Origin of the sequence: Kineosporia mesophila (assembly GCF_021129235.1) — a bacterium.
In the GTDB taxonomy this organism is placed as follows: domain Bacteria; phylum Actinomycetota; class Actinomycetes; order Actinomycetales; family Kineosporiaceae; genus Kineosporia; species Kineosporia mesophila.
Genome location: NZ_JAJOMA010000012.1, coordinates 114,001 through 137,174 on the forward strand (window position 1 = coordinate 114,001; position 23,174 = coordinate 137,174).

The following is a 23,174-nucleotide window of genomic DNA, read 5'->3' on the forward strand; positions in this document are numbered from 1 at the left end:
ATCACGAGGAAGACAATGGTGGAATGAGCGAGGCACCGAATCTGGCGGAACTCCTGCGGTCCTGGCGCACCCAGGTCAGCCCGGCCGACGTCGGGCTGCCGTTCCGTCCGGATTCACGCCGCACGCCCGGGCTGCGCCGCGAGGAGGTCGCCTGGCTGGCCGGCATCTCCCCGGACTACGTCAAACGGCTGGAGCAGGGGCGGGCACATCCCAGTAGTTCCGTACTGAGAGCGCTTGCCCGCACCCTGCGCATCTCTGGCGCGGAGTACGAGATGGCTTGCCGTATCGCCGGGTACGCGGTGCAGGCCGGCGGGCAGGTGCCGCAGACGATCGGCCCGAGCGTGCAGCGGCTCCTGGACCGCTTCGCCGACACGCCCGTCGCCGTGTTCGACGCGGCCTGGACCCTGCTGGAGCACAACGACATCTGGGCCGCGATGAGCGGCGACAGGCGCAATCCCCGCCCGGGCCGGGCGGAGAACCTGGTGTGGCGCTCGTTCCTGGGTGATCCGGGCCGGATGCGGCACCTCGATCTGGCCGGCTACCGGGCCTCGCTGATCGCCGACCTGCGGGCCGTGGCCGCGCGCTATCCCGCCGACCGTGAGCTGGCCGGCCTGATTGGCGAACTACGGCGCTCCAGCGACGAATTCGCACGGCTGTGGTCGATCACGGCGGCGGCCCACTACGGCAACGGGAACGAGAGCAAGACCCTTGACCATCCCGTGGTCGGCGAACTGCACCTGGACTGCGACGTGCTGTCGGTGCACGGCGCCGACCTGCGGATCATCGTGTTCAGTGCCGTGCCCGGCAGCGAATCATCCGAGCGGCTGAAGCTGTTGAGCGTGCTCGGGGTCCAGGACATGACCGTTCCGGCAGCGCCACCGACGCCGTGACCAGGAGGGCGATCCACACCGCCCTGAGCTCAGGGGAATCTCGCCGACCAGGCGCGTTTCCGGCCCAAGACGTTCCAGCGGCCGGAGACAGCCCGCGGCGGGTGAGATGCCAGGCCCGATCGCTCCGTAACCGGCTGCCCTCGCAACCGGTTACGGAGTGATCGGCTGGGACGGCAGCCGGAAGCCGTCGTCAGGGCAGGTCGACCGGGCGCAGCACGCGGTTGATGACGTGGCCGATCTGCTTGTTGCCCTTGTTGACGTCCACCTTGATGACCTGAGGGTTGGCGTCGCTCTTGTCGGCGTCCACGAGGCGGAAGGTCACGCAGGGGTACTTCAGTGCGACCTTCAGTTTCACGGTGCCGCCCTGGGCGGTCTTGAGCACGGCACCGTCGGACTTGAGCGCGGCCTTACCGGTAATGGTGCTGCCCGGCACGACGTGGTAAAGCAGCACTTCCTCGATGGTGTCGGTGCCCAGGCCGGCCAGAGCACGGAAGGCTGCCTTCTCACTGGGCAGCTTCTTGGCCTTGGTGATGTCCTTGACCAGGAGCTCGAAGGCCCGATCGGTGGGCAGGAAAGCGGTCACGGGCGTCTTTCCGTCGGTCAGGACGCTGACCGAGGACTTGGGCTTGGCCTTCAGAACGGTGACGACGGCCGTCCGCAGGATGTCGAAATCCTTTCCGTTGTGGTCGAAGCGATGCTTGTCGGCCAGGAGCACCGACGCCAGGGACCGGTTGCCGGCCGGAGAGGTCGCGGCCTGGGCGATCGAGGTCGTGGCGTTCTGCCCGGTGGACACCGCGCTGGCCGACGCAGTGGCAGGTAGCAGCACCGCCGACGTCAGTCCGACAGCGGTACCGGCAGCAGCAGCGAGCGTGATCACGGGGCGTGAAAGGCGCATCATGATTCCCTTCCGGGGGTCGTGGCGGGTGGTGTCGTTCTGGGATTCGCTTCCGGGCCCGCGTACGGATGCACCTGAGCCCAGAAACTTGCGCCGAGTTCCCGGCTGCGCCGGTCATGGTGCGAAATGGGTTAGGTTCAGACGTGCTTGATCGAGGACGGCGACCACGATGAGTGACGTTGGTCATCCGGTGGGCGGGAGTGACGAGGAGATCCGCAAGGGTTTCCAGGCCGACGACGAAGGCTCACTCAGGCTGCTCTACGACTGTTATGGCCCAGCTGTTCTGCACCTGGCCAGAACCGTGGTGGGTAACCACGCCGACGCCGAGGACGTCGTGCAGGCGACCTTCGTCGCGGCCTGGCACAACCGCGACAGTTATCAGCCCGAACTCGGCAGCCTCCTCGGCTGGCTCCTGGGAATCGCCCGGCGCAAGGCTGTCGACCTGATCCGGGTGCGCTCGCGGCAGGATCGGGTGACCGACTCTCTTCGTCGGGTAGCGTCGCCGCCGTCATCGGTCGAGCATGATACGGAGACCGTCCTGGAGCAGCTCGTCATCGCCGACGAGCTGACGGTTCTGGAACCGCAACAGCGCCGCGTCCTCGAGCTGGCGCTGTACGACGACCTGACCCACAGTCAGATCGCCGCCGTGACAGGCTTGGCGCTCGGCACGGTCAAGAGTCATCTGCGCCGTGGCGTGGCCCGCCTGCGCAAGCGAAGGGAGCTGGACCGTGGCGCATATTGATTCTGAGCGTCTTACCCTTGTCGCAGTCGGCGAGCAGCACATGTCTACCCAGGAGACCGGGCATCTGGAGCAGTGCCGGACGTGCGCCGACAGCCTGTCGGACCTGTGCACGGTCATCGGCGTGGCGCGGGACGCGGAACCGGTTCGCGAGCTCCCGGCCATGCCCGGTGACCTGTGGCAGCGCATTTCCCAGGAGGTTTTCGCCCAGCCGCCGACCGTGCTGGAGGTGGCGCCGGGAAGCGACCGTCCGGGGCGCCGGCGACAGGGCCGGACAGCCTGGCGGGCCGCCCTGCTGGCCGTGGCGGCCGCCCTCGTGGGCATCGCCGGGACCCTGGGTGTACAGACGCTGGTGGAAAGGCCTCCTACAATTGTTGCCGAGGCCAGCCTGGGGTCCAAGAACGCGGTCACGCGGGCGGTTCGGGGCACCGTCACGATCGTCGACACCGGACACGGGTTGCAGATGAAGGTCGATGTTTCCGATATGCCCTCCACCACGGGCTATTACGCGGTGTGGCTGTATGACGGCGCGGACACGATGATTCCGCTGGGGACGCTCGGTCCGGCTCCGCTGAACCTGCCGGCCTCGGTCAGCGACCTGGAGAGATTTCCTCTTGTCGACATTTCCGCCCAGCAGCTCGGTCAGCAGGCGCACGGGGTGTCCCTGCTGCAAGGCGCGCTCCGGACGGAGTAACCCGGCGGGCTCCGTCACCGGGCCTCGCCGGGCCCGGCCGACCGCCTGAAATGCCGCATCCAGTCATCCCCACTACCGTGGCCGGACCTGCCGCAGACCGGGCGGCAGGAGAACCGGAACCTGGAGGAGTGGTGCCGATGAGGATCGACAGTCAGGTGGAGCCGCTCGTGCGCGAGGCCCTGGCGGCCGTGGTCGCGCGGGATCCGGCGCGATCGGTGGTGGCCACCCAGACCCTCGTCGACCAGGGAGATCAGACCTTCGCCGACGCCGTCGACCTGTGCCTCGCCGTCGACAACCACGTGCTGCTCGACCTCTACGACGGGCCCCCGAACCTCGACAGCATCGCGTCCCTGGCCGATTCCGTCGTGCACATGGAGGCCTGGGCCGATATCGACCGGCCGACCGCGCAGACCTTCCTCACCGCTCTGGTCGAGCAGGAAGACCCGGCCCTGCTGCTTCCTCCCGCCGACGCGGTGGAGGCCGGATTCGTCGTCGGGGGCTGGCTGCTCTCGGCATTCGTGCCCGAGAGCGCCTCCTGGGAGAGCGCCCTGGACCATGCGCTCGACGCCCTCGGATCCGACGACTGGACGGCCGAGAGCCTGGCCGTCGGAGCCGGCGGGTTCGCCGGCACCATCCGGAGGGTCAGCCCCAGTCGCTGACCGGGCGGCATCAGTGAACAGCTCCCCACCCGACGTTCACAGTTCGTCCACAACGCTCCGATTAGTGTCCGTCCGGTCAGCGAGTGCTGACCGTCCGGACCGCTGATCGGCCCGGACGCGCGGGTGAAGGAGAGCTGCCAGTGTCAGCCAGTGTGCTGTTCGAACTCCGCGGACCGGAAGTGGTCCCTGAACAGGTGAACGACCGCCCGGAGCTCGCGGTGCTGAGTTCCCGGCTGGCCCGCCCGGAAAACGGCCCGTCCAGCACGGTGCTGCGCGGCGCCCCGGGCACCGGCAGGTCCGCCCTGCTGGACGCGCTCGCAGCCCAGGCCCCCACTCACGGTCTGCGGGTACTGCGGGCCTGCGGCGCCGAGGCCGAGGCGGAACTGCCGTTCTCCGGACTGCACCAGCTGCTGTACCCGCTGCGGGAGTACATCGCCCGGCTACCGGGCACCCAGCGCCAGGCCCTGAACCGGGCCTTCGGCCTGACCGACGGCCCGGAACCCTCCCGCTTCGTCATCTCGGCGGCGGCACTCGCCCTGGTCGACACCGCCGCCACCGCCCAAGGACCGCTCCTGCTCCTGGTGGACGACGTCGTCGGGATCGACCCCTCCAGCGCCGAAGTCCTCGGCTTCATCGCTCGCCGGCTGTCCGGCCGCCCGGTGCTGTTCCTGGCCGCGGCCACCGACGACGACCCCGCCACCCTCACCGCCGGATTACCCGAACTACGCTTGCGCGACACCGGATCCGGGACCCAGAGCGCCTCCTCGTCCGATCTCACCGCCCAGGAACTGCGGATCGCCGACCTGGCCGCCCAGGGCCTCACCAACAAGCAGATCGGCGAACGTCTCTTCCTCTCCCACCGCACGGTCAGCACCCATCTGTACAGGATCTTCCCGAAACTCGGCATCAGCTCCCGGGCGGCCCTACGGGACGCGCTCGCCGCACACTGAGCTCAATACCGGTACAGCTCCACCTCGGCAATGGCGATCTCCTTGCCGTCCGAGGTGCCGAAGCCCTCACCCAGCACCAGCACCACCTGCACGGCACCGTCGACCCGGATTCGCACCAGTTCTGGCGTGTAGTCTTTCAGCGTAACCTGTTTCGTGGTGCGCCGGCCCTGCTGGTCGAATACCACCAGGGTCAGGGTGTGTGGACGGGCCTGCTGGTCGCGCAGTTCCGGCCGGGGGGAGACCCCGGGCGTGATCCGGACCGCTCTCAGGTCGGTCGGGTTGATCACCGCCCGCAGGAACTGGCCGCGGGAGTCACCCGAGAAGCCCGGCCCCCACCAGGTGTTCGACCCGCCGTCGAAGGCCGAGGTCGCAGGATGCTGCGGATCGCTGTTCGACGCGTCCACCGAGATCGGTACGACGGCCACCGGAGTGCTGACCCGGTCCTGGTAGCGGTAGAACAGCGGTCTGGCCAGCAGTACACCGGCCAGGAAGATGAGCATCGTCAGCAGGCCGGCCCCGACCGCGAACCACGGCACGTCGTTCAGGCGGTCCCGGAATCGTTTCCACCACGAGGGTTCCGGCGGCGAGGCGGCCACCGGCACCCGGCTCAGCTCGACCCCGCAGTTGCGGCAGAAGATCCGGTCGCTGCGGTTCTCCACCGAGCAGTTCCAGCAGAGGACGCCCCTCTCCCGTACCGGTTCGGGTGTCCGGGTCACGGGTCGCACCGGATCGGGCCGGCCCGGCGCCACCTCGCCCACTCCCGGAAGCGATTCCGGCACGGGGAGTAGCAGGGCCCGGGCCCGCTCGAGTTCGGGATCCGCCGGGCCGTCCTCTCGCGGAGGCGACGACGGACCGGGCCGCGACGGCCCGGGGCGGGAGACTCCGGGTTGAGTGGGGCCAGGCTGGGAAGGGGCAGGTCGCGCCGGTCCCGGCTGGGAAGGCGAGGGCTGGGAAGGCCCCGGCCGGACCGAACCGGGTTGTGCGGGAGCGGGATACGCCGGCCCCGGCGGGCGGCGACGCGGTTCGCTGCTTTCGTTCGGCATCGGTTGCTCAGTTCCTCTCATCGGGAGCCGGGGCCGGGCCGCAGACCCAGCACCTCGACGGTGTACGGAATGTGGGCCGGACGCGCTCCGGCGACAACCTCGTCCAGACGCTGGCGATCGACGGACGACGGGTCGGCGACCCGCAGGGTGACCCGCAACCACGGGCCCTGGTCACCCGGGAACGGGCCCAGCGGGCCGGAAGACCAGATCGCGCCACCGCTCTCGGTGATCTCCGGGTCGACCCCGAACATCAGCCGGATCGCGATCGCCAGCCCCCGGGGCGTTCCCCGGGAACGGTGCAGGAGACCGGCCGCCGCGACCGCCGCCCGCCGCACCGACGCGTCCTCGTCCCCGTCCAGCTCGGCCCCCACCCAGCGCCCGAGCCAGTCGACGAAGTCCATCGGCGCCAGCAGGGGGTCGAAATAGAACGGCAGGCAGTCCAGAACGGTCAGCAACGGCGCGAAGACACTGTCCAGGCCGGTGCTGAACCGCTGCCCGAACTCGTCGTCGGCGTACACGGCGGGCAGCCGTTCACCCAGAGGATGAGGACTCGTCAGCTCGGGCAGGGCGCCTCTCACGACGGCCCGATCACGTCGACGTCGTGCTCGAACGAGAAGAACAACGACGAAGAGGACAGCGTGAGGACGTCGGTGGCATCGCCCCGTCGTCGGGTCAGGGGATCGGAGGGGTGGAGCAGCACCTCGTCCACCAGTTCCACCCCCGGAAGACGTTGCAGGGCGGCGAACAGATCACCTGAACGCAGAGGACGACCGAACGGCCAGCCGGTCCGGTCGGGTCCTCCGGTCATCGGGTCGAGGAAGTCGTACAGGGCGTCCAGGGCGCGGGCGCGCACCTGGCCGACCTGGGCCGCACGATAGGAGTGCAGCGTGGCCTTTACCGAGACACCCTGATAGAAGGGCGGTCCCACAGCCAGCCGGGTACCCAGGGGGCGCCGCTGGTCGAGATAGCGGGTGATCTTGTCCAGCAGCAGGTCACCGGGCACCAGCTGCTCGAACCGCAACCGGCCGCCCCGGTCCGTGACGGCCTGCGGCACCACGAGAATGCGGACCGCGTTCTCACCGTGATCGGTGGCGGACATCCCCACGCAGGTGATCCGGGCCGTCTCCGGCGCCGCCCGCCGGGCGAGCTCCTCGTAGTCCCGCACGGTGACCGCGCGGTCCTGGGCCCGCAAGGTGATCGGGGCCCGCACCGACGCCTCGTCCACCGTCTCGCCGTTCACCCCGCCCCGGGCCGCCTCGCGGTTCTCCACCCGGGCCACGAACGGGATCGAGCTGCGCAGCACCTGCAACGTGCCCCGCGAGACGTTCCCGGCCCGCCCACCGCCGGCCCGGTACCGCGCGGCGCGAATCATTCCTCCGCGCAGCGGAACCGCGCCGTACTGACGCAGACTGCCGTCCGGTTCCCGCACCGCCGGGCCGAACGAGATCTCCCCGGTGGCCGGCTCCAGGGTGACGTGCCGGTCGTCCGGCCCGGATTCGGAGAAGTCGTCCACCACCTGCCAGGGCCGCCAGCCCGCGTCCTGTGCTACCTCCAGCAGCAGCGGCGGATCGTCGGCCAGCACCGGGACGCCGGCCACCCGGACCCGTTGTCCCGGAGTGCCGGTGGCCTCCCCGAGCAGCTCGTTGTGCACCACCTGGGCGTGCACCGCCGACACCGTCCCGCCGATGGTGAACGCGTCGGCGGCCCGCACGGTCGGTGAGGTGGTGAAGAACGGCTGGTCCGGGAACGGGGCCACCACCAGGCAGCGCAGCCAGCCCGCGTCCCGGTCACCGAACCGGCTGGGTGCGTGAGTGGCCGGGACGTGCAGCACCACGTTCCCGGCCCGGTTCAGCCCGCCGGTGCCGTCCTCCTCGAGTTCGCAGTCCTGCCAGCCGTTCGGGGTCCAGGCCTGCCAGCGCAGCGGTGGCTGACGGGGGTCCACGCCGACTCCGTCCACCGTGCTCTCCAACGTCAGCATCACCGCGCAGCCGGGCACGGCCGCGGACAGCCCGAACAGCAGGGCGTCACCGGCCTGGGGCGGATTACCGAACACCGGGACGTCCCGCCCGGAGCGCACCTGAGGAGTCAGATCGATTACGCCCGAGCCGTTCTGGGTCTCGCGGGCGACGTATTCCAGGGTGCCCGGGGGGATTAGCAGATCGCGTTCGGTGGCGAAGATCAGGGCTTCGTCGGTCTCGGTGCGCAGGGTCGCCACCTCGGTGTCGGCCGGCAACGTCACGGTGTCCGGCTGCGGCGCCGAGAGCCAGAAGATCACGTCGGCCCGGGCCGCGGCCGGCGCGAAGAGCTTCACCCCGAGCAGGTTGAGGAAGGCCAGGTAGTTCTTGTCCGGCACCCGGTTCAGCCGGTACACTAGCTGGTCGGCCAGGTGGGCCACGGCTTCGATCAGGGTGACGCCCGGGTCGGAGACGTTGTGGTCGGTCCATTCCGGGTTGTGCTGCTGCACATGTCGTTTGGCGTCGTCCACGAACTGCTGAAAACGCCGGTCGTCGAGATCGGGGGAGGGCAGTCCCATCAGGCACCACCTGTCGAGGGCTCGTCGGAAGGGATCGTGTAGAACGGGAAGACCAGGTTGCGGGGGCTGTTCGTGCCGCGGATCGCGTACCGCACGTCGATCAGGACCACGCCGTCGTCGTCGTTGTCCTCCAGCACGTTGACCTCGGCGACCTCGATGCGTGGTTCCCAGCGGTCCAGCGAGCTGCGCACCTCGTACCGGATCCGCCCGGCCGTCGCCTCGTTCACCGGGGCGAACACCAGGTCATGGATGGCACAACCGAATTCCGGACGCATCGGGCGTTCGCCCGGCGCGGTGGCCAGCACCAGCCGGATCGCCTGCTCGATCTCGCGCTGACCGCGGGCCAGCGCGACCGAGCCGGACGCGTCCACCCGCATCGGGAAGGCCCAGCCGGAACCGATGAACTGCTCGGCCATCAGAAGGGGATCCCGTTCCGGATCGGGATCCCGGTCAGGACCACGGACAGGGCGGTGATGTTCGCGTTGCCCACCGCCCGGATGCCGACGGCGGCCCCGGCCTGGATGCTGGCTGTACCGGCCGCGTTGATGGTGGCGGCCGCCCCGGCGTTGATCGTGGCCGCCGCTCCCGCACTCAGGTTCATCGCCCCGGCGGTGTTCATCGCGATCCGGCCCGCGGCGTTGACGTTGACGGCCGCGCCGGCCTGGATGTTGACCGCGCGCCCGGCCCGCAGGGTCAGATCGCCCTCGCTGGCCACCTCGACGCTGCGCGAGCCGTGGATCCGCACCGTGCCCCGGCTGTCGATGCTCAGACTGGTCCTGCCCCGGTCCAGGTGCACCGTCAGCGCCCCGTCGCCCGAGCGCAGCCGCACACCCCGGTTGCCCGCGCGGGTGTCCATCAGTTCCAGCATGTTTCCGCTGCGGTCGGACAGGCTGCGCCAGTTGACATCCCCGCTGCGCAGATTCACGGCATCGGTGCGGTCCGGATCGGGAGTCGGCCTGTCCACGCCGTTGTACAGCCCGGCCAGCACGTACGGGTGTTCCAGGTTGCCCCGGTCGAACGCGACCAGTACCTCGTCCCGCACGTCCGGCAGCATCAGCCCGCCGCCGGCGACCCCGCCGAACTGCGCCACGCGGGCCCAGTCGCTCTCGTAACTGTCCGACAGCCAGGGAAACTGGAGCTTGACGCGTCCCATTTTGAGCGGGTCCTGGACGTTGCTGACCAGGGCGACGACCACTCCGTTCATCGCCGGGGCCGGTTCCCCGCCGGAAGCCAGGCCGTACAGTGAGCGGAACTGCCGCCCGGTCACGCTGACCTGGGTGGTGTACGGCCGGCCGGAGGCGAACACGTGCCGCACCCCGGTCACGGTGTACTTGCCCTCGAACGGGTACCCGGCGTTCTTCAGCGCCACGGGCGTGCCCGGCTGCAACTCCGGGTCGCCGGTCACGGTCAGCTCGACCTCGGCGAAGGAGCCGGCCAGATCACCGGCCAGGGCCGTCGCGGCGTGCCGGACCTGCGACTGGGTGCCGTACGGCACGCTCGCGTCCACCACCTCCGAGGCGCCGAACTTACTGATCAGCTCGCCCGGGGTGATGTCGGCCTGGATGTCGTCGGTGCGTGTGGCCGATGCGTCCTGCACCAGGGGTTTACGGGTCTTCACGTCCCAGCCCCGCACCGAGACCGTCTTCACCTGCCCGCCCGCGGTCACCCCGGCCCGGCCGTTGAGGGTGTTCGCGCCGAACTCCAGCACGTAGGGACTCCGCCTGGCCGGGGTGCTCCCCGCCGGCGCGCCCGAAGCGGCCCGCAGGGCGGTGAACTGAAGCTTGCCGAGCCGATCGAAGTACAGGTTGACGTCGTTCTCCCGGGCCAGCCGGGCCAGGAACTCCCAGTCGGTGACGTTCGGCTGGGTCGCGAGCGCGTACACCGTCCTCGTTGCGTCGATCGTGCCCAGGTTCAGCCCGTTCTGCCGAGCCACCCGCCGCACGATCTCCGAGGCCGTCTGGTTCGGGTAGCCGGCCACCCGGCGGTTTCGCAGCAGGCGGTGTCCCGGGTCGTAGCCGCGCACCACCACCGAGCGCCCGGCGGCGTCCACATCCATCTCCACCCCGGTGATCTCCCCGGTCAGGAGTGGCTTTCCGGGCCGGCCGTCGGTGACCGGGATCAGCTCGGCCTTCGCGCCCACGGCCAGCACGGAAAATGTGCCGAACATGTCGCCACCGGGGTTGGAGAAAGCCAGCCGGAAGGCCGCCGGAACGTTCACGCTCGCGTCCACCCACGCGTCCACCATCAGACCGGCCAGCCGCGGCGGCAGTTCCGTGCCACCGACCCGGACCTGGAGCACACTGGTGTAGGTTTTCTGGCTCATCCTCGGGCCACCTCCTCGGTCGCCGGAAGCAGCAGCTCCCGGCCGGTTTCCAGACGCATCGGGTCATCGATCGCGTTCGCCTCGGCAATCGCGCGCCACCGGGTCGCATCGCCGTACTCCAGCCAGGCCAGCGATTCCAGCGAGTCGCCGGAGACGACCCGGTGCACGCGCTGCGCGGCCAGGGTTCCCGAGGTCGGGTTCTGGCCCTTGGTCGGCAGCGGGACCTCGGTCAGGGACAGCTGGCAGTTCGCGCGCAGCGGGTCGCCCGTGGCTGTGAACAGGGTGTACGTCGCGCTGACGCTCTCCACGTAGGCGACGAACTGCACCGTGCTGAACGAGCCCCAGGCGAACCGAACCCAGGGTGGGGACGGACGTTGGGTCGGCAGGCTCTGCGGGTCCACCTCGCAGCACGACAGCAGCTGTTCGACGTCTTCGCGCACCTTGCTCGCGCTCGGTTTGGCCGAGCCGTCGAGGAACACCTCGACCTGCAACGAGGCCGGGTTGGCCCCGGAGAACTCCGGTGAGGCGCCGCGGGCGAAACCCACTGACGGCTGGGTGTTCCACGACGCCGATCGGGACAACTGCAGCTGGTTGGGGTTGAACTGGAAGCGCACCTGCCCGATCTGGCCGCCCAGACCGCCGGTCAGGGTCGAAGGCGGATGATGGATCGACAGGGTCGCCCGCACCAGGCTGGCGCCATTTTTCACGCCGGCCATCACCGGCCTCCCGCATCGGTGAAGCCGTGATGAGCGATCTCCAGCTCTTCCTCGGCCACTCCGGCCTGGCCGGGATTCAGGCTCGGCCCGGTCCAGCGCACCGGGAGCACCTCGACCAGGCCCCACTGCGCGACCACGGACAGATCCGCCCGCAGCGCGGCGATCTGAGCCGTGGGCCGCTGAATCCCGGTGGCGATGGACGAGATCCACGACGCCACCTTCACGGTGTCGGCCGTCAGGGGACGTGTCAGCCGGATGTTCGAGAACGTCACCCGGGTCGGCAGTTGCCAGACGAAGCTGTTGTTCCCGCCCTCCTCGTGCTGCTCGACCTGGACCTCGGAGGCCAGACCGTCACAACCGTGGAACAACCCGAGATCCCGGCCGTCGATGGACAGCCGGAAGAACACGGTGGCGGCGGGATCTGCGGTGGACGGCATGGGGTTTCCTCTGTCGATGGTTCGGGGGCGGATTATTTGGCATCACGGTCGGCTGTCGCGCACCCGGCCGAGACGTTCACGGTCGGCACGTAGTTCGGCCCGCAGCAGGCGGGCGATGGGGTCGTACAGGGCCCGGGCCAGCTCGTCGAGCTCTTGAGGGCTGCGCCCTGCCGGTCTTGGGGCAGTCGGCTCGGCCTTGCGCGTCGAGCTGGCCGCGGCGGGCACCGACGGGCGCGCCGGCCGTTCCGGACGCCGCTGAACCGGCGCCTGTTTCGGGGGCGGTGGCGGGGTCGGTGTCGATGGTGGACGTCGGTCACCCGCCGAAGGTGACCGTTGCACTATGGGTGGTTTCGAGGGTTGAGGAGCACGGACGGACGCGGCCGATCCCGTTTCCGCGGGGAGGTTCCCCGCCGTTCGGGCCGGCCGGGCGGGGGTAGCGAGTTGCGTCGCGGGCATCGGGACCGGCCGCCGCACGGCAGCGGGCGTCGAGGGCTGGACCACCGGTGTCCTCGCGGACCGGGCGGTCGGGTCTGTCGTCGGCGACAACCTGACCGGGGCGGTTCGGTCGGGCCTGGACGACGTGGGCGTTTGGGGACGGACGAGCGAAGCCCGCTGAACCGTCGCCGTCCTGGCTCGCGTGAGAGTTTCTGGCGGAGCCGAGGACAGCGCTGTGAACGCCCCCGGCACCGAGGACGTCGGCGCTGATTCGAGCGACGCGCCCTGGAGCGAGGCGACGGACGACCGATGTGTGGACGCGGTGGCCGAGGTAGCGCGTGCCCTTGCCGAGGAGGGCGATGTCGGTGCGTCCGGAATCCTGTCGGTGGACGCCGGGCGCCGGGCGGGGGAGGAGGTGGTGCTGTCTTCTCGCGTCGTCGTGGAGTGCGCCGGGCGGAGAAGGCCGGCCCGCTGGACAGACGTGGCGGACGCTGGTGGCCTCACCGGGGGTGCCGGGAAGGAAGACCGATCCGGTCCCCGTACCTCTGCTCGCTCAGCGGGCGAGGTCGCCGCGCCGTCGTGCTGCGTGGTCGGCGCTGGACGGGGAAGGCTCACTCGCTGGACGGGAGTGGCAGAGGACGACGCCGGTCCAGTTGCCGGGGTGGTGGAGGAGTGGAGCTGGGCCGGTCGTCGTGCCTCGGCACGCTGGACCGGCGATAGTGCCGGGCCGTTGTCCTGGACTGCTGTGGTGTGGGGAGGGGCTGGACGACGAACGCCGATGCGCTGGCCGGGATCGGCGGAAGAAGGCGGCGTCGTCGGGGTCTGGGGCTGGGCTGGGTGGCGGACGTCAACTCGCTGTACGGGAGCGCCTGGGGAGATAGCTGGCCCCGTTGCCGGTGAGAAGTTCGGCAACTCACGCCGTGCCCCGGCCGGCTGGATGGACGGTGCCGAGGAGGCTCCGTGGGCCGTCGTGGAGGTGGACGCCGGTGGCCGGTTGCTCGGGGCCCTCTGAACGGGTCCGGTGACCGAAGGTCCTGCGAGCCCCACGGAGGATGCGGGCGCTGAGGAGGACCTGGACGTCGCTGAGGGCAGGGACGGCCCGGAAAGAAGGGACGAAACCGTCGGCAGGGCTGTGCGTTGCGCCGAGAGCGCGGACGAGCCGGCGGACGTGCTCTGTCCCGAGGATGTGGCCTGTCCCGAGGGCGCGGACTGCCCTGAGGCCGCAGACGGTCCGGTGGACCCGGCCTGGGCTGAAGCAGCTACTGAAGACTCCAGCCGCGCCGGTGTGGCTGAGAGCGCCGGGTTCTGGCGCGAGGAGCGGTGCAGCGCGGGGGCCAAGGAGAGCGATTGCGTCGGCGAGGCCGGACGAGCAGCGGAGGTCGGTGATTCCTGCCGCGTCGGGGGTTCGGCCTGTCCGGGTGACGGCGAGGTGAGTTGCGTCGGAGCCGCCGGGCGGGTCAGCGAGGCACGTCGGATCGAGGGCTCCGAGGGGGTCCGCGCTCCGCCTGAGGGGGAACGGGGCTTCTGGGTCTTGGACGACCAGGACGGCTGGGGGGTCGCCGTGTTGCGTCTGCCGAAGGGCAGGGAGAACCGGCGCAGTGGTGACCTGGATACCTGCGGCGCGGGTGATGGGGACGCCGGCGGGATCGACGGTAGAGAGGCTGCCCGCGTCGCGGACCCCGATGATCGGGGGAGCGCGGCCCGGGGTGCGCCTTTCGTGGCGGTCTCGTTCGTTGCGGTCTCGTTCGAGGAGGTCCCGTTCGTGGAGGCGCCGGCCTGGTGGGCTTTGGCTGGCGGGGCCTGGAGGGCGCGGCCGCCCACCGGCGGAAGATGCGGTGGCGAGGGGGAGCGTTGCACCGAGGACAGCCGGGCTGCTCGCGCGGGCGGCAGGTCCGTGGCCGGGGCGATCCGGGAGGCAGCGCTCAGGGCTCTGAACGACGAGGTGCTCTGCGTCGGCAGAGGACTCGCCGAAGCTGCTGACCACGGGCGCGGGAAACGCTGCACACGAATCGGATCTGGTGATTGCCGGGTGGGTTCCGGGGGTTTCTGGTAGCCGGAGCCGGAGCCGGAGCCGGAGCCGGAGCCGGAGCCGGAGCCGGAGCCGGAGCCGGAGCCGGAGCCGGAGCCGGAGACAGAGCCGGAGACAGAGCCGGAGACAGAGCCGGAGACAGAGCCGGAGACAGAGCCGGAGACAGAGCCGGAGACAGAGCCGGAGACAGAGCCGGAGACAGAGCCGGAGACAGAGCCCGAGCTGGAGCCCGAGACAGAGCCGGAGTGGGAGCTGGAGACGGACCCCGAGCCGGAGTGGGAGCTGGAGACGGACCCCGAGCCGGAGTGGGAGCCCGAGCCGGACCTGTAGCCGGACCGGTCGCCGTCCATCTCTGACGCCGCGGCATCGGTGGACATCGGCCCGGCCGAATTTGGTGTGCTCCGCTGGATCGGGGCGTTCCGGTTCAGGACCGAGGATGGGTCCATCGGCGCACCGAGGCGTGACCGTCCACTGCCCGTGGGCTTGGACGCAGAGCGCTGTACCGCGGACGATCGTGCCGTAGCCGCCGTAGCCGCCGTAGCCGCCGTAGCCGCCGTAGCCGCCGTAGCCGCCGTAGCCGCCGTAGCCGCCGTAGCCGCCGTAGCCGCCGTAGCGGCTGCCACTCCTGTCACCGGTCCGGTGGGTGACCCTGCGACCGGAGCGGGCGCTGTCATCTTGGGCTGGTGCACGCCAGGATCGGCGCTGCGGGCGACGGTGATGGGGGCGGACGCGGTCGGGGAGACGGTGGCTCGGGGGGAGTCGGTGAGAGGGGCTCCGAGACCGAGGCGTCGTCGGGGTGTGTCGGAGCCTTCGGCGAGGGGGTGCGCGGGGGGTGGTGGCTGATTCGGGGTGGGTTCAGCGAATCGCTGGATGGGCGCCGGGGTGTTGCCCGGCGTTGTCGTCGGGTGGTTGGGGATTGCCGTGACCACGGGCAGGGGTCTGTCTCTGTCCGCAGAGGGTGCGGAAAACGTTGTGCCGGAGGATGTTGATGCCTGGGTGAGCAGGGGGTTGCGGTGGGTGGTCAGTCCTCTGTCGAACGAGCCGGTCAAGAGGGCGGAAGCGGAATGTGTGACGCGCTGGATGGCGGGCAGGGCCGCCCAGTCCTGCACCCGCGGGGCCGGGGTAGCGGGAGGGGGTGCAGTCGCCGGAGCCGGCTCGCCCGACGGCGAGCCGGCCCGGGTGGGCGCCGGACGACGGCCCAGCCCCAGGAAATCGAGCAGGCCGCTCACGACGGGCCACCGGCCGGATCCGCCAGCCGGCGGGCGGCAGCCACGTAGCGTCGCCGGTCGTGGTGCTCGAGGTCCATGATGTCTTCCAGGCTCCAGTGCAGATGGTGGGCCACGTACGCGATCTCCTGGTGCATGCCCTCGACCGCGCACGTCACGATTCCCCCAGGCGGCTCCCGCCGAGTTCGACCTCGAACGGCTCCGAGCAGTGCGGGCAGACGACGCTCGCCCGGGTGTGGCCCTCGGCGTTGATCTGGCGGTAGAAGTCTTGAAGGAAGGCCAGATCCGCGGCGAAGAGGTTCTCCACCACGCCGTCGTGCACGGCCGGCAACGATCCGAGCCGGGTGATCACCCGGGCCAGCAGCACCACCGACAGGTACGCCGGATTTCCCTGAACCCGTAGGTCCCGCAACGGGATCAGTTCGTCGCGGGCGGTAGCCAGGCGCATCACGCCGGAGGAGTGCACGGATCCGTCACCGGCGACGAAACCGCGCGGCAGCTCGAAGGTGAACTCGGTCTGCAAGCGATAACCCGGGGACTGGACGGGCGCGCCGGAGGGTGCCGGTGCGTCCATTATTCCGATGTCGACGACGCTTTCGCCCGGGGCAGAGCCGGCGGACGCGGCGGTGGCCAGATCTTCTGCCGACATCGGTGCCATCACGCCGGCCCGGCCCCGCCGGGTCACTCGATCGTCAATTCTTCGAAGGTGATGGTGACCTGCTCGGTCAGGGCCGACGCGTCGCCGGCCTTGACCCCGCTGCTCTCCACCTTGCTGCACCAGGCGTTGGTCATGTTGTAGCGCTTGACCGGGTTGTACTGGTAGTCCATCAGCATGATCGTGGCGTTCTTGCGCGCCGAGGCCATGTTTCCGGCCAGCGACTCGTTGATCCACTCGGTGAAGGCGCTCGACTGGGTCATGCCCCGGGTCACGCTGGCCTCACCGGCCTTCTTGGTGCCGGGCATCTTCTTGGTCACCGGGCGGCCGTTGGCCGAGACCTGCTGGTACTCGATCACGTCCTGCTCAAGGCTGAGACCACCGACCTCCTGGAGGTACTCGACGGTGACGCCGTCGATCTGGAGGCCGAAGTTGTGGGCGGCGAGGGCATCGCCAGGCTGCAGAGACATCTGTTCTTCCCTTGTTCCGGAGGATTATTCGGTGAGCTCGCCGGCGCCGCCGCCGGTGAACTGGGCCAGCTGGAACACCACGAACTCCGCCGGTTTCACCGGGGCGATACCGATCTGGCAGACCACGCGGCCCGCGTCCACCGACTCGATCGGGTTGGTGTCCCGGTCGCACTTGACGTAGAAGGCCTCTTCGGCGCGGGTGCCGAACAGGGCCCCGGAACGCCACTCGTTGACCAGGAAGGCCGAGATGTTGCGGCGGATGCGGGCCCAGAGGGCGTCGTCGTTCGGCTCGAACACCACCCACTGGGTGCCCAGAAGGATCGACTCCTCGAGGTAGTCGAAGTAGCGGCGCACGTTCAGGTAGCGCCAGGCCGGGTCGGACGACAGCGTGCGCGCGCCCCAGATCCGGATGCCGCGACCCGGGAAGGCCCGAATGCAGTTGATGCCGTTCGGGTTCAGCAGATCCTGCTCGCCGCGGGTGATCTGCAGCTCCAGATCGACGGCGCCGCGCACCACCTCGTTGGCGGGGGCCTTGTGCACGCCGCGCTCGGTGTCGTTACGCGCCCAGACGCCGGCCATGTGCCCGCTGGGTGGCACGTTCTGCTTCTGGCCGGTGGCCGGGTCGAAGACCGAGATCCACGGGTAGTACAGGGCAGCCTGGGACGAGTCGTAACCAGCCATCTCCTGGCGCCATTCGCGGATCTGCAGCGCGTTCATCCCGGGCGGGGAATCGAGGATCGCCATCCGGTCGCCCATCGACTCACAGTGAGAGATCATGCCGAGCTGAACGGACTTGACCCCGTCGAGGTCGATCTCGCCGCGCTCGTAGGCAGCCATCAGGTCGGGCACGGCCACGACGCTGATGGTGTCGAGTGCTTCCAGGCCCCCGAAACCCGTTCGCTCGGCGGCATCACCGAGAAACTCGGTCGCGGAGATCGTCCCCTGGTTACCGCGGGCCACCTCGGCGGGCCGGGACGGCACGGTGAGCTGCACGGACTGGTTGCCCGGGCGGGCCAGCTGCCCGGCCGGCGCGTTCTCCTCGACCTGGATCAACTGTGATCGCTGCCGCACCTGGGTGACCACGTAGTTGCGGGCGTTCTTGCGGGCGGAGACGTCGAAGCTCTCGGCGACCTGGTCACCGTCTTTGATCACCAGGGTGAAACGGTCTTCGGCGCTCTCACCGCCGGTGTCGGCCACCTCGACGGTCAGCCGGCCGCCGTTCACACCCTCGCGCGGCAGGGCCGACGCCTTGAACGTGCCGATCTCGACCGGGTCACCGGGGCCGACCGCGGCGCGGCGGCCGCGCGTCGTGCCGGAGCTGGCGCTGCCCTCGGAACCGCCGCCGATCCGCACGATGTAGGCGGCCGTGCCGCCGTTGCTGAAGAAGCCGTAGACGGAGTGCGCCAGGTAGAGGCCTTCGGTGAATTCGCCGAAGGACGAGACGTACTGCGCCCAGTTGGTGACCAGGACCGGTTCGTTGAGGGGACCGGTGGGGGCCAGGCCGACGAAGGCGGCCACCGACGTCCCCACGCCCTCGATCGGGCGGGAACCACCGGCCACCTCCTCGACATAGACGCCCGGGGAGAGGTACGTGGCCATGGGAGGTCTCCTTGATCGGGAACAGGGAACGGAAGCAACGGACTTCAGCGTGCCCGGGCCCGGCCGTCACCGGAACGTCTGCGCGACTCCGGTGCGGGACAACCCGATATGACCATTCGGGCACAGCGATCTGCCCGCGCGAGGGCCCGGCGGCCTCTGCCGTGGGTGCCGGCCCGGACCTACGGTCGGGCTGTGAGCCTTTGGACGTCCTTGAACCCGCTGTCTCTGCGCGTCGAGCCGGGGACCGATGCCGCCTACACCCTGGCGCTGCGCAACGACGGCGACACGGTTGAGGAGTACCAGTTGTCGCTGGTCGGCGCCCCGGCCGCCTGGGGTGTGATCGAGCCGCAGTCGGTGCGGCTCTACCCGGGTGACCAGGGCGCCGCCCAGGTCACGCTCAGCCCGCCGCGCAGTCCGGTGGCCCTGGCCGGTGAGACGCCCTTCGGGGTGCAGGTCCGGCCCCGGCAGAACGCCGAGCTGTTCGACGTGGCCGAGGCCAGTGTGACCGTCGCGGAATTCAGCGACGTGCGCGCGGTGCTGGCCCCCACCACGGTCAGAGGACGCCTGTCGGGTCGCCCCCGCCTGTCGGTCTCGAACTACGGTAACGCCCCGCTGACGGCGGCTTTCACGCCGCGCGACGACGAGGACGCTCTGGACTTCTCCTACGACACGAAAACGCTGGAGGTCTGGCCGGGCCGCTCGAACGCCACCCGGCTGAAGGTGCGGCCTCAGCGGTTGCGGCTGACGGGCCAGCAGGAGCGTCATCCGTTCGCGGTCGGGGTGGGTAAGGCCGGGCAGATCGACGACCCCCTGAGCCGGCTGGAGCCGCAGGGCACGTTCATCCGGATCCCGCTGTTCCCGAAATGGCTGATCGCCCTGCTGGCCCTGCTCACGGTGATCGCCCTGGCAGTGGTGGGTTTCATGACGTTCCCGCTGCCGAACCTGCGCACCGTGGCCCAGGAGCTGTCGGTGCAGCCGGCCGCCGCCCCGGTGGCCCTGCCGACCCCTCCGCCCGCGCAGGCGGCTCCGGTGGTTGCCCTTCCACCGCCGGCCGTGGCCACACCGCCGCCCACTCAGCCCCCCGCGGCGCAGCCGCCTCCCGCTGCCGCCACTCAGCCCCCGGCGGCCACCCAGCCACCGCAGCAACAACAACAGCAACAGCAGCAACAAGAGGACGAGAAACTCGGCGATCTGCAGAAGGACCAGAACGGTGACGCCGTCGCCACGATCACCAGCCGCCAGGACGGCAACTACCTGACCGTGCAGAACGGCGCCCAGGACGACGGAACCCCGGTGATCGTGCAGGGCAAGCAGAACCAGCAGAATCAGCAGGTGGCGCTGAACCAGTTCTGGGTGCTGGTCGGGTTCGACGACGGCTCGATGGCGCTGTCCCCGGGAAACTCGGCCGGGAGCGCGCTGACCCGTAACGACGACGTGGACCAGCTGCGGATCCGGACGGTCTCCGGCGGGGACGGCGCGATCCGGGCCGGCCGGGTGGAGGACTTTCAGCGATGGACGTTCACCGACTCGGACGACGACACCGTGCTGATCGTCAACGCCGGCACGGGGGAGTGCCTGACCAACGCGGGTGCTGACCAGCAGGCCCGCGCGCTGCGGTGCGAGGACCGGCTGAAGTCGTTGCAGCAGTGGACGCTCGGGGACTCGTGATGCATCGTTACGTCGAGGATGCGTCCGGACCCGACCGGTCGGGCGGTGTCCGGCGGGATGGACAACGTCGGCGCGACGACTCCGGGGAGACCAGGCAGGCCGTACAGCGGTCGATGGTTCCGCGGGTGCTGAGCAGTGGCGGTCGTCCTCTGGAGGAGCCCGTTCGCGCCGAGATGGAAGCCCGGCTGGGGGCCGACTTCTCGGACGTGCGGATTCACACCGGGTCCTCGGCCGACCGGCCGGCCGCCGAGATCGGGGCACGTGCCTACACCGCAGGCCATCACGTCGTGCTCGGTGACGGCGGATCCGACCGGCACACCCTCGCGCACGAACTGACCCATGTCATCCAGCAGCGGAACGGGCCCGTGGCGGGGGCGGAGAACGTTTCCGGGCTGAAGGTCTCGGACCCGGACGACACGTTCGCACGTGCGGCCGAAGCCAACGCACAGCGGGTCATGAAGGCCTCCGTTCCGATATCGGTGGCGCCTCCGCCGGAGGTCGGAAGACCTTCTGCGCGGGACCAGGCGGTGCCTTCGGTGCAGAGGGTGTTCGAGGGCGCATGGGCCCATGAAGGTCAGGAGGACATCCAGCGGCAGCTGGAAGAGCTCGGGGTGACGGCCTCGGCCGTGAGACTGATGAGGTTGAGGGCGGGCACAAAGGTCTTCAGGACGATCGACGAACTGGCCGCCGAACTGGGGGGAGGTCCCGTCGAAGGGACCGCGGTGGCGGACTATGTCAGGGAAACGGCTGCTGCCCGGGCCACGTCGGACGAGCAGAGTCAGGAGCCGCAACGGTATCTGCGGGTGAAGGCCGGGCATCCGCTGGCCGCTCCCACACCCGAGCTGACCGCGCAGATGGCAGCCGTGCTCGCCGACGGCGATCCGTCCGGCCTGCTGCCGGTCCTGATCGCGCAGCTCTACAGTGTGCTGAGCTGGACCGGCCGGGCACCTGTCACGGTGTACACCGATGAGGCCCAGGGCCGGGGCGACCTCACTCTGGGGATCAAGACGGCCGAGACCCTGAGGGAGTCCTTTCCGGGGCCGGGCGCAACCGGCAGCGACGTATCGCTGATGAGCACGGTACGGGCCTCCACGAAGAATCCGGGCATGTTCCGGGACTCCGGCCTTCCCTACACCCTCCTGCCCGATGCGAACACGGAGCCGCCCACCGTGCAGAACCCGGCGCAGGCTCCCGTGAGCGTGGTGGTGGCGCCGCAGCTGGGGGTCACCAAGCCTTTCCAGAAGGGCCTGCCCCGGTGGAACAGTCAGGTGACCACACTGACCGAGTACAACAATTACCAGCCCCTGCCCCCGGGAGCGGTGTCGCAGATGCACGCCGCCGGACTGGGGAGGAACCGGTACGGAGTGGCCAACGTCGGGATCAACGTCGACACCGCCCTGCGGGAGTACAAGAAGAGCCAGGACTCCATCCCCCTGCCCGAGGACAGGCGTCAGGCCCGGCTGGAGAATCTTCACGCGCTCAAGGACCCACAGATGCTCACCGGTCTGTTCAGCCGTCCGATCGGAAACCGGGAACAGGATATCGACGCGTACGCCAGGAACGCCGGATCCCGGCTGTATTTCGCGTACTCGAACAAGAGCGCCGTACGGTTCGCGATGCTGGTGGCGTCGCTGGAATCGGAGGGGCGCGACGACGTGACCGTGGCACAGAGCTCGGTGAAGAAGGACCAGTTCGGCCTGTCGGCGCTCGACGTACCGGCCAAGCAGTATCTGATCGACCGCAAGGTGGGGATCATCCGGCTGGTGACGTTCGTGAACGGGAGCAAGCAGGTCAGCAACGTGTTGCTCGGACACGGGGGCAAGACGATGACCTGGATCCTGGTGGACAGCATTCCGAAGTCGGACATGCTGACACTGATCCGGGCCAGCGAGCCGATCACCATGATGACCGGGAACCAGAGCACGGCGGAGGCGCTCTCGGCGGGCAAGACCATTCTGTACGAGAGCATCGGCCAGCCGCAGAGCCAGGCCTTCCGGACCGCGCTCCTGGACGATGCGGGTGTCGGTGCGGACGACCGGCTCGCGATCGAGGCGATGAGCCGGGACCACGACTGGAACCTGCACAAGCCGACGCCGGTGTCTCCCGGTGCCCCGGGGCCGACCGAACTCGATGGCGCGGCAGCGGCTCTGCGGCGGATGGAGGCCGGGCAGAACATGCCGAGGCTGAGTGACCGCGTCGCGGCCACCCGAGACCTCGGACGCTGGATCGGTGGGTCGCAGCTGCGGAGCTTCCTGATGCAGGGACCCCTGAAGAGTGACCTGGAGGGCCTCGAAGCAGATCTGATCGCGAACGCGAAGGCACCGGAAGGCGAACCGTTCAGGACGTTTCTCAAGGGGCTCACCGGGCTGGCCGGGAGCTGACGGGCAGAGCGACAGGGAGACGCGATGCATGACCACGAATCGCTTCAGGACGGAACGCCGCGGACCAGGCGACGGCCTCCGGCCGGGACGGAAGGCCCGGGGGCCGAGTCCCCGGTGATGCCGGCTCTGCAGCGGGCGACCACACGCGGCGTGCTGCGGTCGGGTGGGCGCCCCTTGGACGAGGCGACCCGCACCGACATGGAATCCCGTCTGGGCGCGGACTTCTCCGACGTCCGGATCCATGACAACAGTGCTGCCCGGCGCTCGGCCGCGCAGATCCAGGCCCGGGCCTACACGTCCGGGAACCATGTCGTCATCGGTGAGGGCGGAGAGGACCGGCACACCCTGGCCCATGAACTCACCCATGTCATCCAGCAGCGGCAGGGGCCCGTCGCCGGTACCGATCACGGCGGGGGCCTGCGGATCTCGGACCCTTCGGACCGATTCGAGCGGGCGGCCGAGGCCAATGCGCACCGGGCGCTGTCCGGCCGACCACCGATGAATGCCGAACCCACTGCTGTGCAGCGGGTCTCGCCGGACATGCCCCTGCAGAGGATGGTTGACAACCGAGGGGGAACCGAGGAGATCTTCAAGGCATTCTTCCAGCCCACCGTCAGTGACAACGATTACTACTACTTTTATCACGGCACGGCCGCGGACAATCTGCTCGAGAGTTCCACCCAGGTGCGGGGATCGGTCGTGACGACGAAGGGCATCGGAACCGAGGGCCTGGATCCGAACCTGGGTGGGAGCTCACTGGGTGCGGCCGGTTACGAGTCCTCGGTGGCGCGGGACTCGCAGGGCGCAACGAAGTTCGGCACCGATCCGAACC

At 69.8% G+C, this 23,174-nt stretch carries 20 protein-coding genes and 1 pseudogene; 8 read left to right on the top strand and 13 right to left on the bottom strand.

What is annotated here, in order from left to right; translation table 11 throughout:
- Positions 1-23: 23 nt before the first annotated feature.
- Positions 24-890 carry a helix-turn-helix domain-containing protein gene (locus LR393_RS18290; protein ID WP_231485164.1) on the top strand — a complete coding sequence of 289 codons (867 nt, stop codon included), beginning with the start codon at positions 24-26 and terminating at the stop codon, positions 888-890.
- A 190-nt stretch (positions 891-1,080) separates the two neighbouring features.
- Here the strand turns inward: LR393_RS18290 and LR393_RS18295 are convergent, their stop codons facing one another.
- Positions 1,081-1,788, bottom strand: coding sequence for a fasciclin domain-containing protein (locus LR393_RS18295; protein ID WP_231485165.1), 708 nt, complete (start codon positions 1,786-1,788; stop codon positions 1,081-1,083).
- Positions 1,789-1,954: 166 nt separating this feature from the next.
- Here LR393_RS18295 and LR393_RS18300 point away from each other — a divergent pair, with 166 nt between their 5' ends.
- The 4 genes from LR393_RS18300 (at position 1,955) to LR393_RS18315 (ending at position 4,827) form a co-directional block, all read left to right on the top strand.
- Positions 1,955-2,527 carry an RNA polymerase sigma factor gene (locus LR393_RS18300; protein WP_231485166.1) on the top strand — a complete coding sequence of 191 codons (573 nt, stop codon included), beginning with the start codon at positions 1,955-1,957 and terminating at the stop codon, positions 2,525-2,527.
- Positions 2,528-2,567: 40 nt separating this feature from the next.
- Positions 2,568-3,218: an anti-sigma factor gene (locus LR393_RS18305; protein ID WP_231485167.1), complete on the top strand. Its 651-nt coding sequence runs from the start codon at positions 2,568-2,570 to the stop codon at positions 3,216-3,218.
- Between the two features lie 137 nt (positions 3,219-3,355).
- Positions 3,356-3,877, top strand: coding sequence for a hypothetical protein (locus LR393_RS18310; RefSeq protein ID WP_231485168.1), 522 nt, complete (start codon positions 3,356-3,358; stop codon positions 3,875-3,877).
- A gap of 218 nt (positions 3,878-4,095) precedes the next feature.
- Entirely contained in the window at positions 4,096-4,827 is a 732-nt protein-coding gene (locus tag LR393_RS18315; protein WP_407937332.1) for a helix-turn-helix transcriptional regulator, read from the top strand.
- Between the two features lie 2 nt (positions 4,828-4,829).
- On the opposite strand, the gene LR393_RS18320 is transcribed toward LR393_RS18315, so the two are convergent.
- From LR393_RS18320 to LR393_RS18375, 12 genes are all read right to left on the bottom strand, one after another.
- On the bottom strand, positions 4,830-5,543 hold the full coding sequence (locus LR393_RS18320) for a zinc ribbon domain-containing protein (RefSeq protein ID WP_231485170.1): 714 nt from the start codon (positions 5,541-5,543) through the stop codon (positions 4,830-4,832).
- A 344-nt stretch (positions 5,544-5,887) separates the two neighbouring features.
- On the bottom strand, positions 5,888-6,448 hold the full coding sequence (locus LR393_RS18325) for a phage tail protein (protein WP_231485171.1): 561 nt from the start codon (positions 6,446-6,448) through the stop codon (positions 5,888-5,890).
- Positions 6,445-8,403 carry a putative baseplate assembly protein gene (locus LR393_RS18330; RefSeq protein WP_231485172.1) on the bottom strand — a complete coding sequence of 653 codons (1,959 nt, stop codon included), beginning with the start codon at positions 8,401-8,403 and terminating at the stop codon, positions 6,445-6,447. The genes LR393_RS18325 and LR393_RS18330 overlap by 4 nt, the downstream gene beginning before the upstream one ends.
- Complete coding sequence (locus LR393_RS18335) at positions 8,403-8,819, bottom strand: GPW/gp25 family protein (RefSeq protein WP_231485173.1); 417 nt, start codon at positions 8,817-8,819, stop codon at positions 8,403-8,405. Before LR393_RS18335 ends, LR393_RS18330 begins: the two co-directional genes overlap by 1 nt.
- The gene (locus tag LR393_RS18340) at positions 8,819-10,726 is read right to left on the bottom strand and encodes a VgrG-related protein (RefSeq protein WP_231485174.1); all 1,908 of its coding nucleotides are present in this window, start codon (positions 10,724-10,726) and stop codon (positions 8,819-8,821) included. Before LR393_RS18340 ends, LR393_RS18335 begins: the two co-directional genes overlap by 1 nt.
- Entirely contained in the window at positions 10,723-11,442 is a 720-nt protein-coding gene (locus LR393_RS18345) for a CIS tube protein (RefSeq protein ID WP_231485175.1), read from the bottom strand. Before LR393_RS18345 ends, LR393_RS18340 begins: the two co-directional genes overlap by 4 nt.
- Entirely contained in the window at positions 11,442-11,879 is a 438-nt protein-coding gene (locus LR393_RS18350) for a phage tail protein (protein ID WP_231485176.1), read from the bottom strand. The genes LR393_RS18345 and LR393_RS18350 overlap by 1 nt, the downstream gene beginning before the upstream one ends.
- Positions 11,880-11,921: 42 nt before the next feature.
- Entirely contained in the window at positions 11,922-12,104 is a 183-nt protein-coding gene (locus tag LR393_RS18355) for a hypothetical protein (protein WP_231485177.1), read from the bottom strand.
- 3,464 nt (positions 12,105-15,568) lie between these two features.
- Positions 15,569-15,727, bottom strand: coding sequence for a DUF6760 family protein (locus tag LR393_RS18360; protein ID WP_231485178.1), 159 nt, complete (start codon positions 15,725-15,727; stop codon positions 15,569-15,571).
- A complete protein-coding gene (locus tag LR393_RS18365; protein WP_231485179.1) occupies positions 15,724-16,218 on the bottom strand; it encodes a hypothetical protein in 495 nt (164 codons plus the stop codon). The genes LR393_RS18360 and LR393_RS18365 overlap by 4 nt, the downstream gene beginning before the upstream one ends.
- 32 nt (positions 16,219-16,250) lie before the next feature.
- Complete coding sequence (locus LR393_RS18370; RefSeq protein ID WP_231485180.1) at positions 16,251-16,694, bottom strand: phage tail protein; 444 nt, start codon at positions 16,692-16,694, stop codon at positions 16,251-16,253.
- A gap of 24 nt (positions 16,695-16,718) precedes the next feature.
- Complete coding sequence (locus tag LR393_RS18375; RefSeq protein WP_231485181.1) at positions 16,719-18,293, bottom strand: phage tail sheath family protein; 1,575 nt, start codon at positions 18,291-18,293, stop codon at positions 16,719-16,721.
- Between the two features lie 192 nt (positions 18,294-18,485).
- Between LR393_RS18375 and LR393_RS18380 the strand changes: the two genes are divergently transcribed.
- From LR393_RS18380 to LR393_RS37085, 3 genes and pseudogenes are all read left to right on the top strand, one after another.
- A complete protein-coding gene (locus LR393_RS18380) occupies positions 18,486-19,961 on the top strand; it encodes a ricin-type beta-trefoil lectin domain protein (RefSeq protein ID WP_231485182.1) in 1,476 nt (491 codons plus the stop codon).
- Positions 19,961-22,342, top strand: coding sequence for an eCIS core domain-containing protein (locus LR393_RS18385; RefSeq protein ID WP_231485183.1), 2,382 nt, complete (start codon positions 19,961-19,963; stop codon positions 22,340-22,342). Before LR393_RS18380 ends, LR393_RS18385 begins: the two co-directional genes overlap by 1 nt.
- Positions 22,343-22,366: 24 nt before the next feature.
- Positions 22,367-22,873, top strand: a pseudogene (locus LR393_RS37085) (eCIS core domain-containing protein); the annotation flags it as partial.
- Positions 22,874-23,174 lie beyond the last annotated feature (301 nt).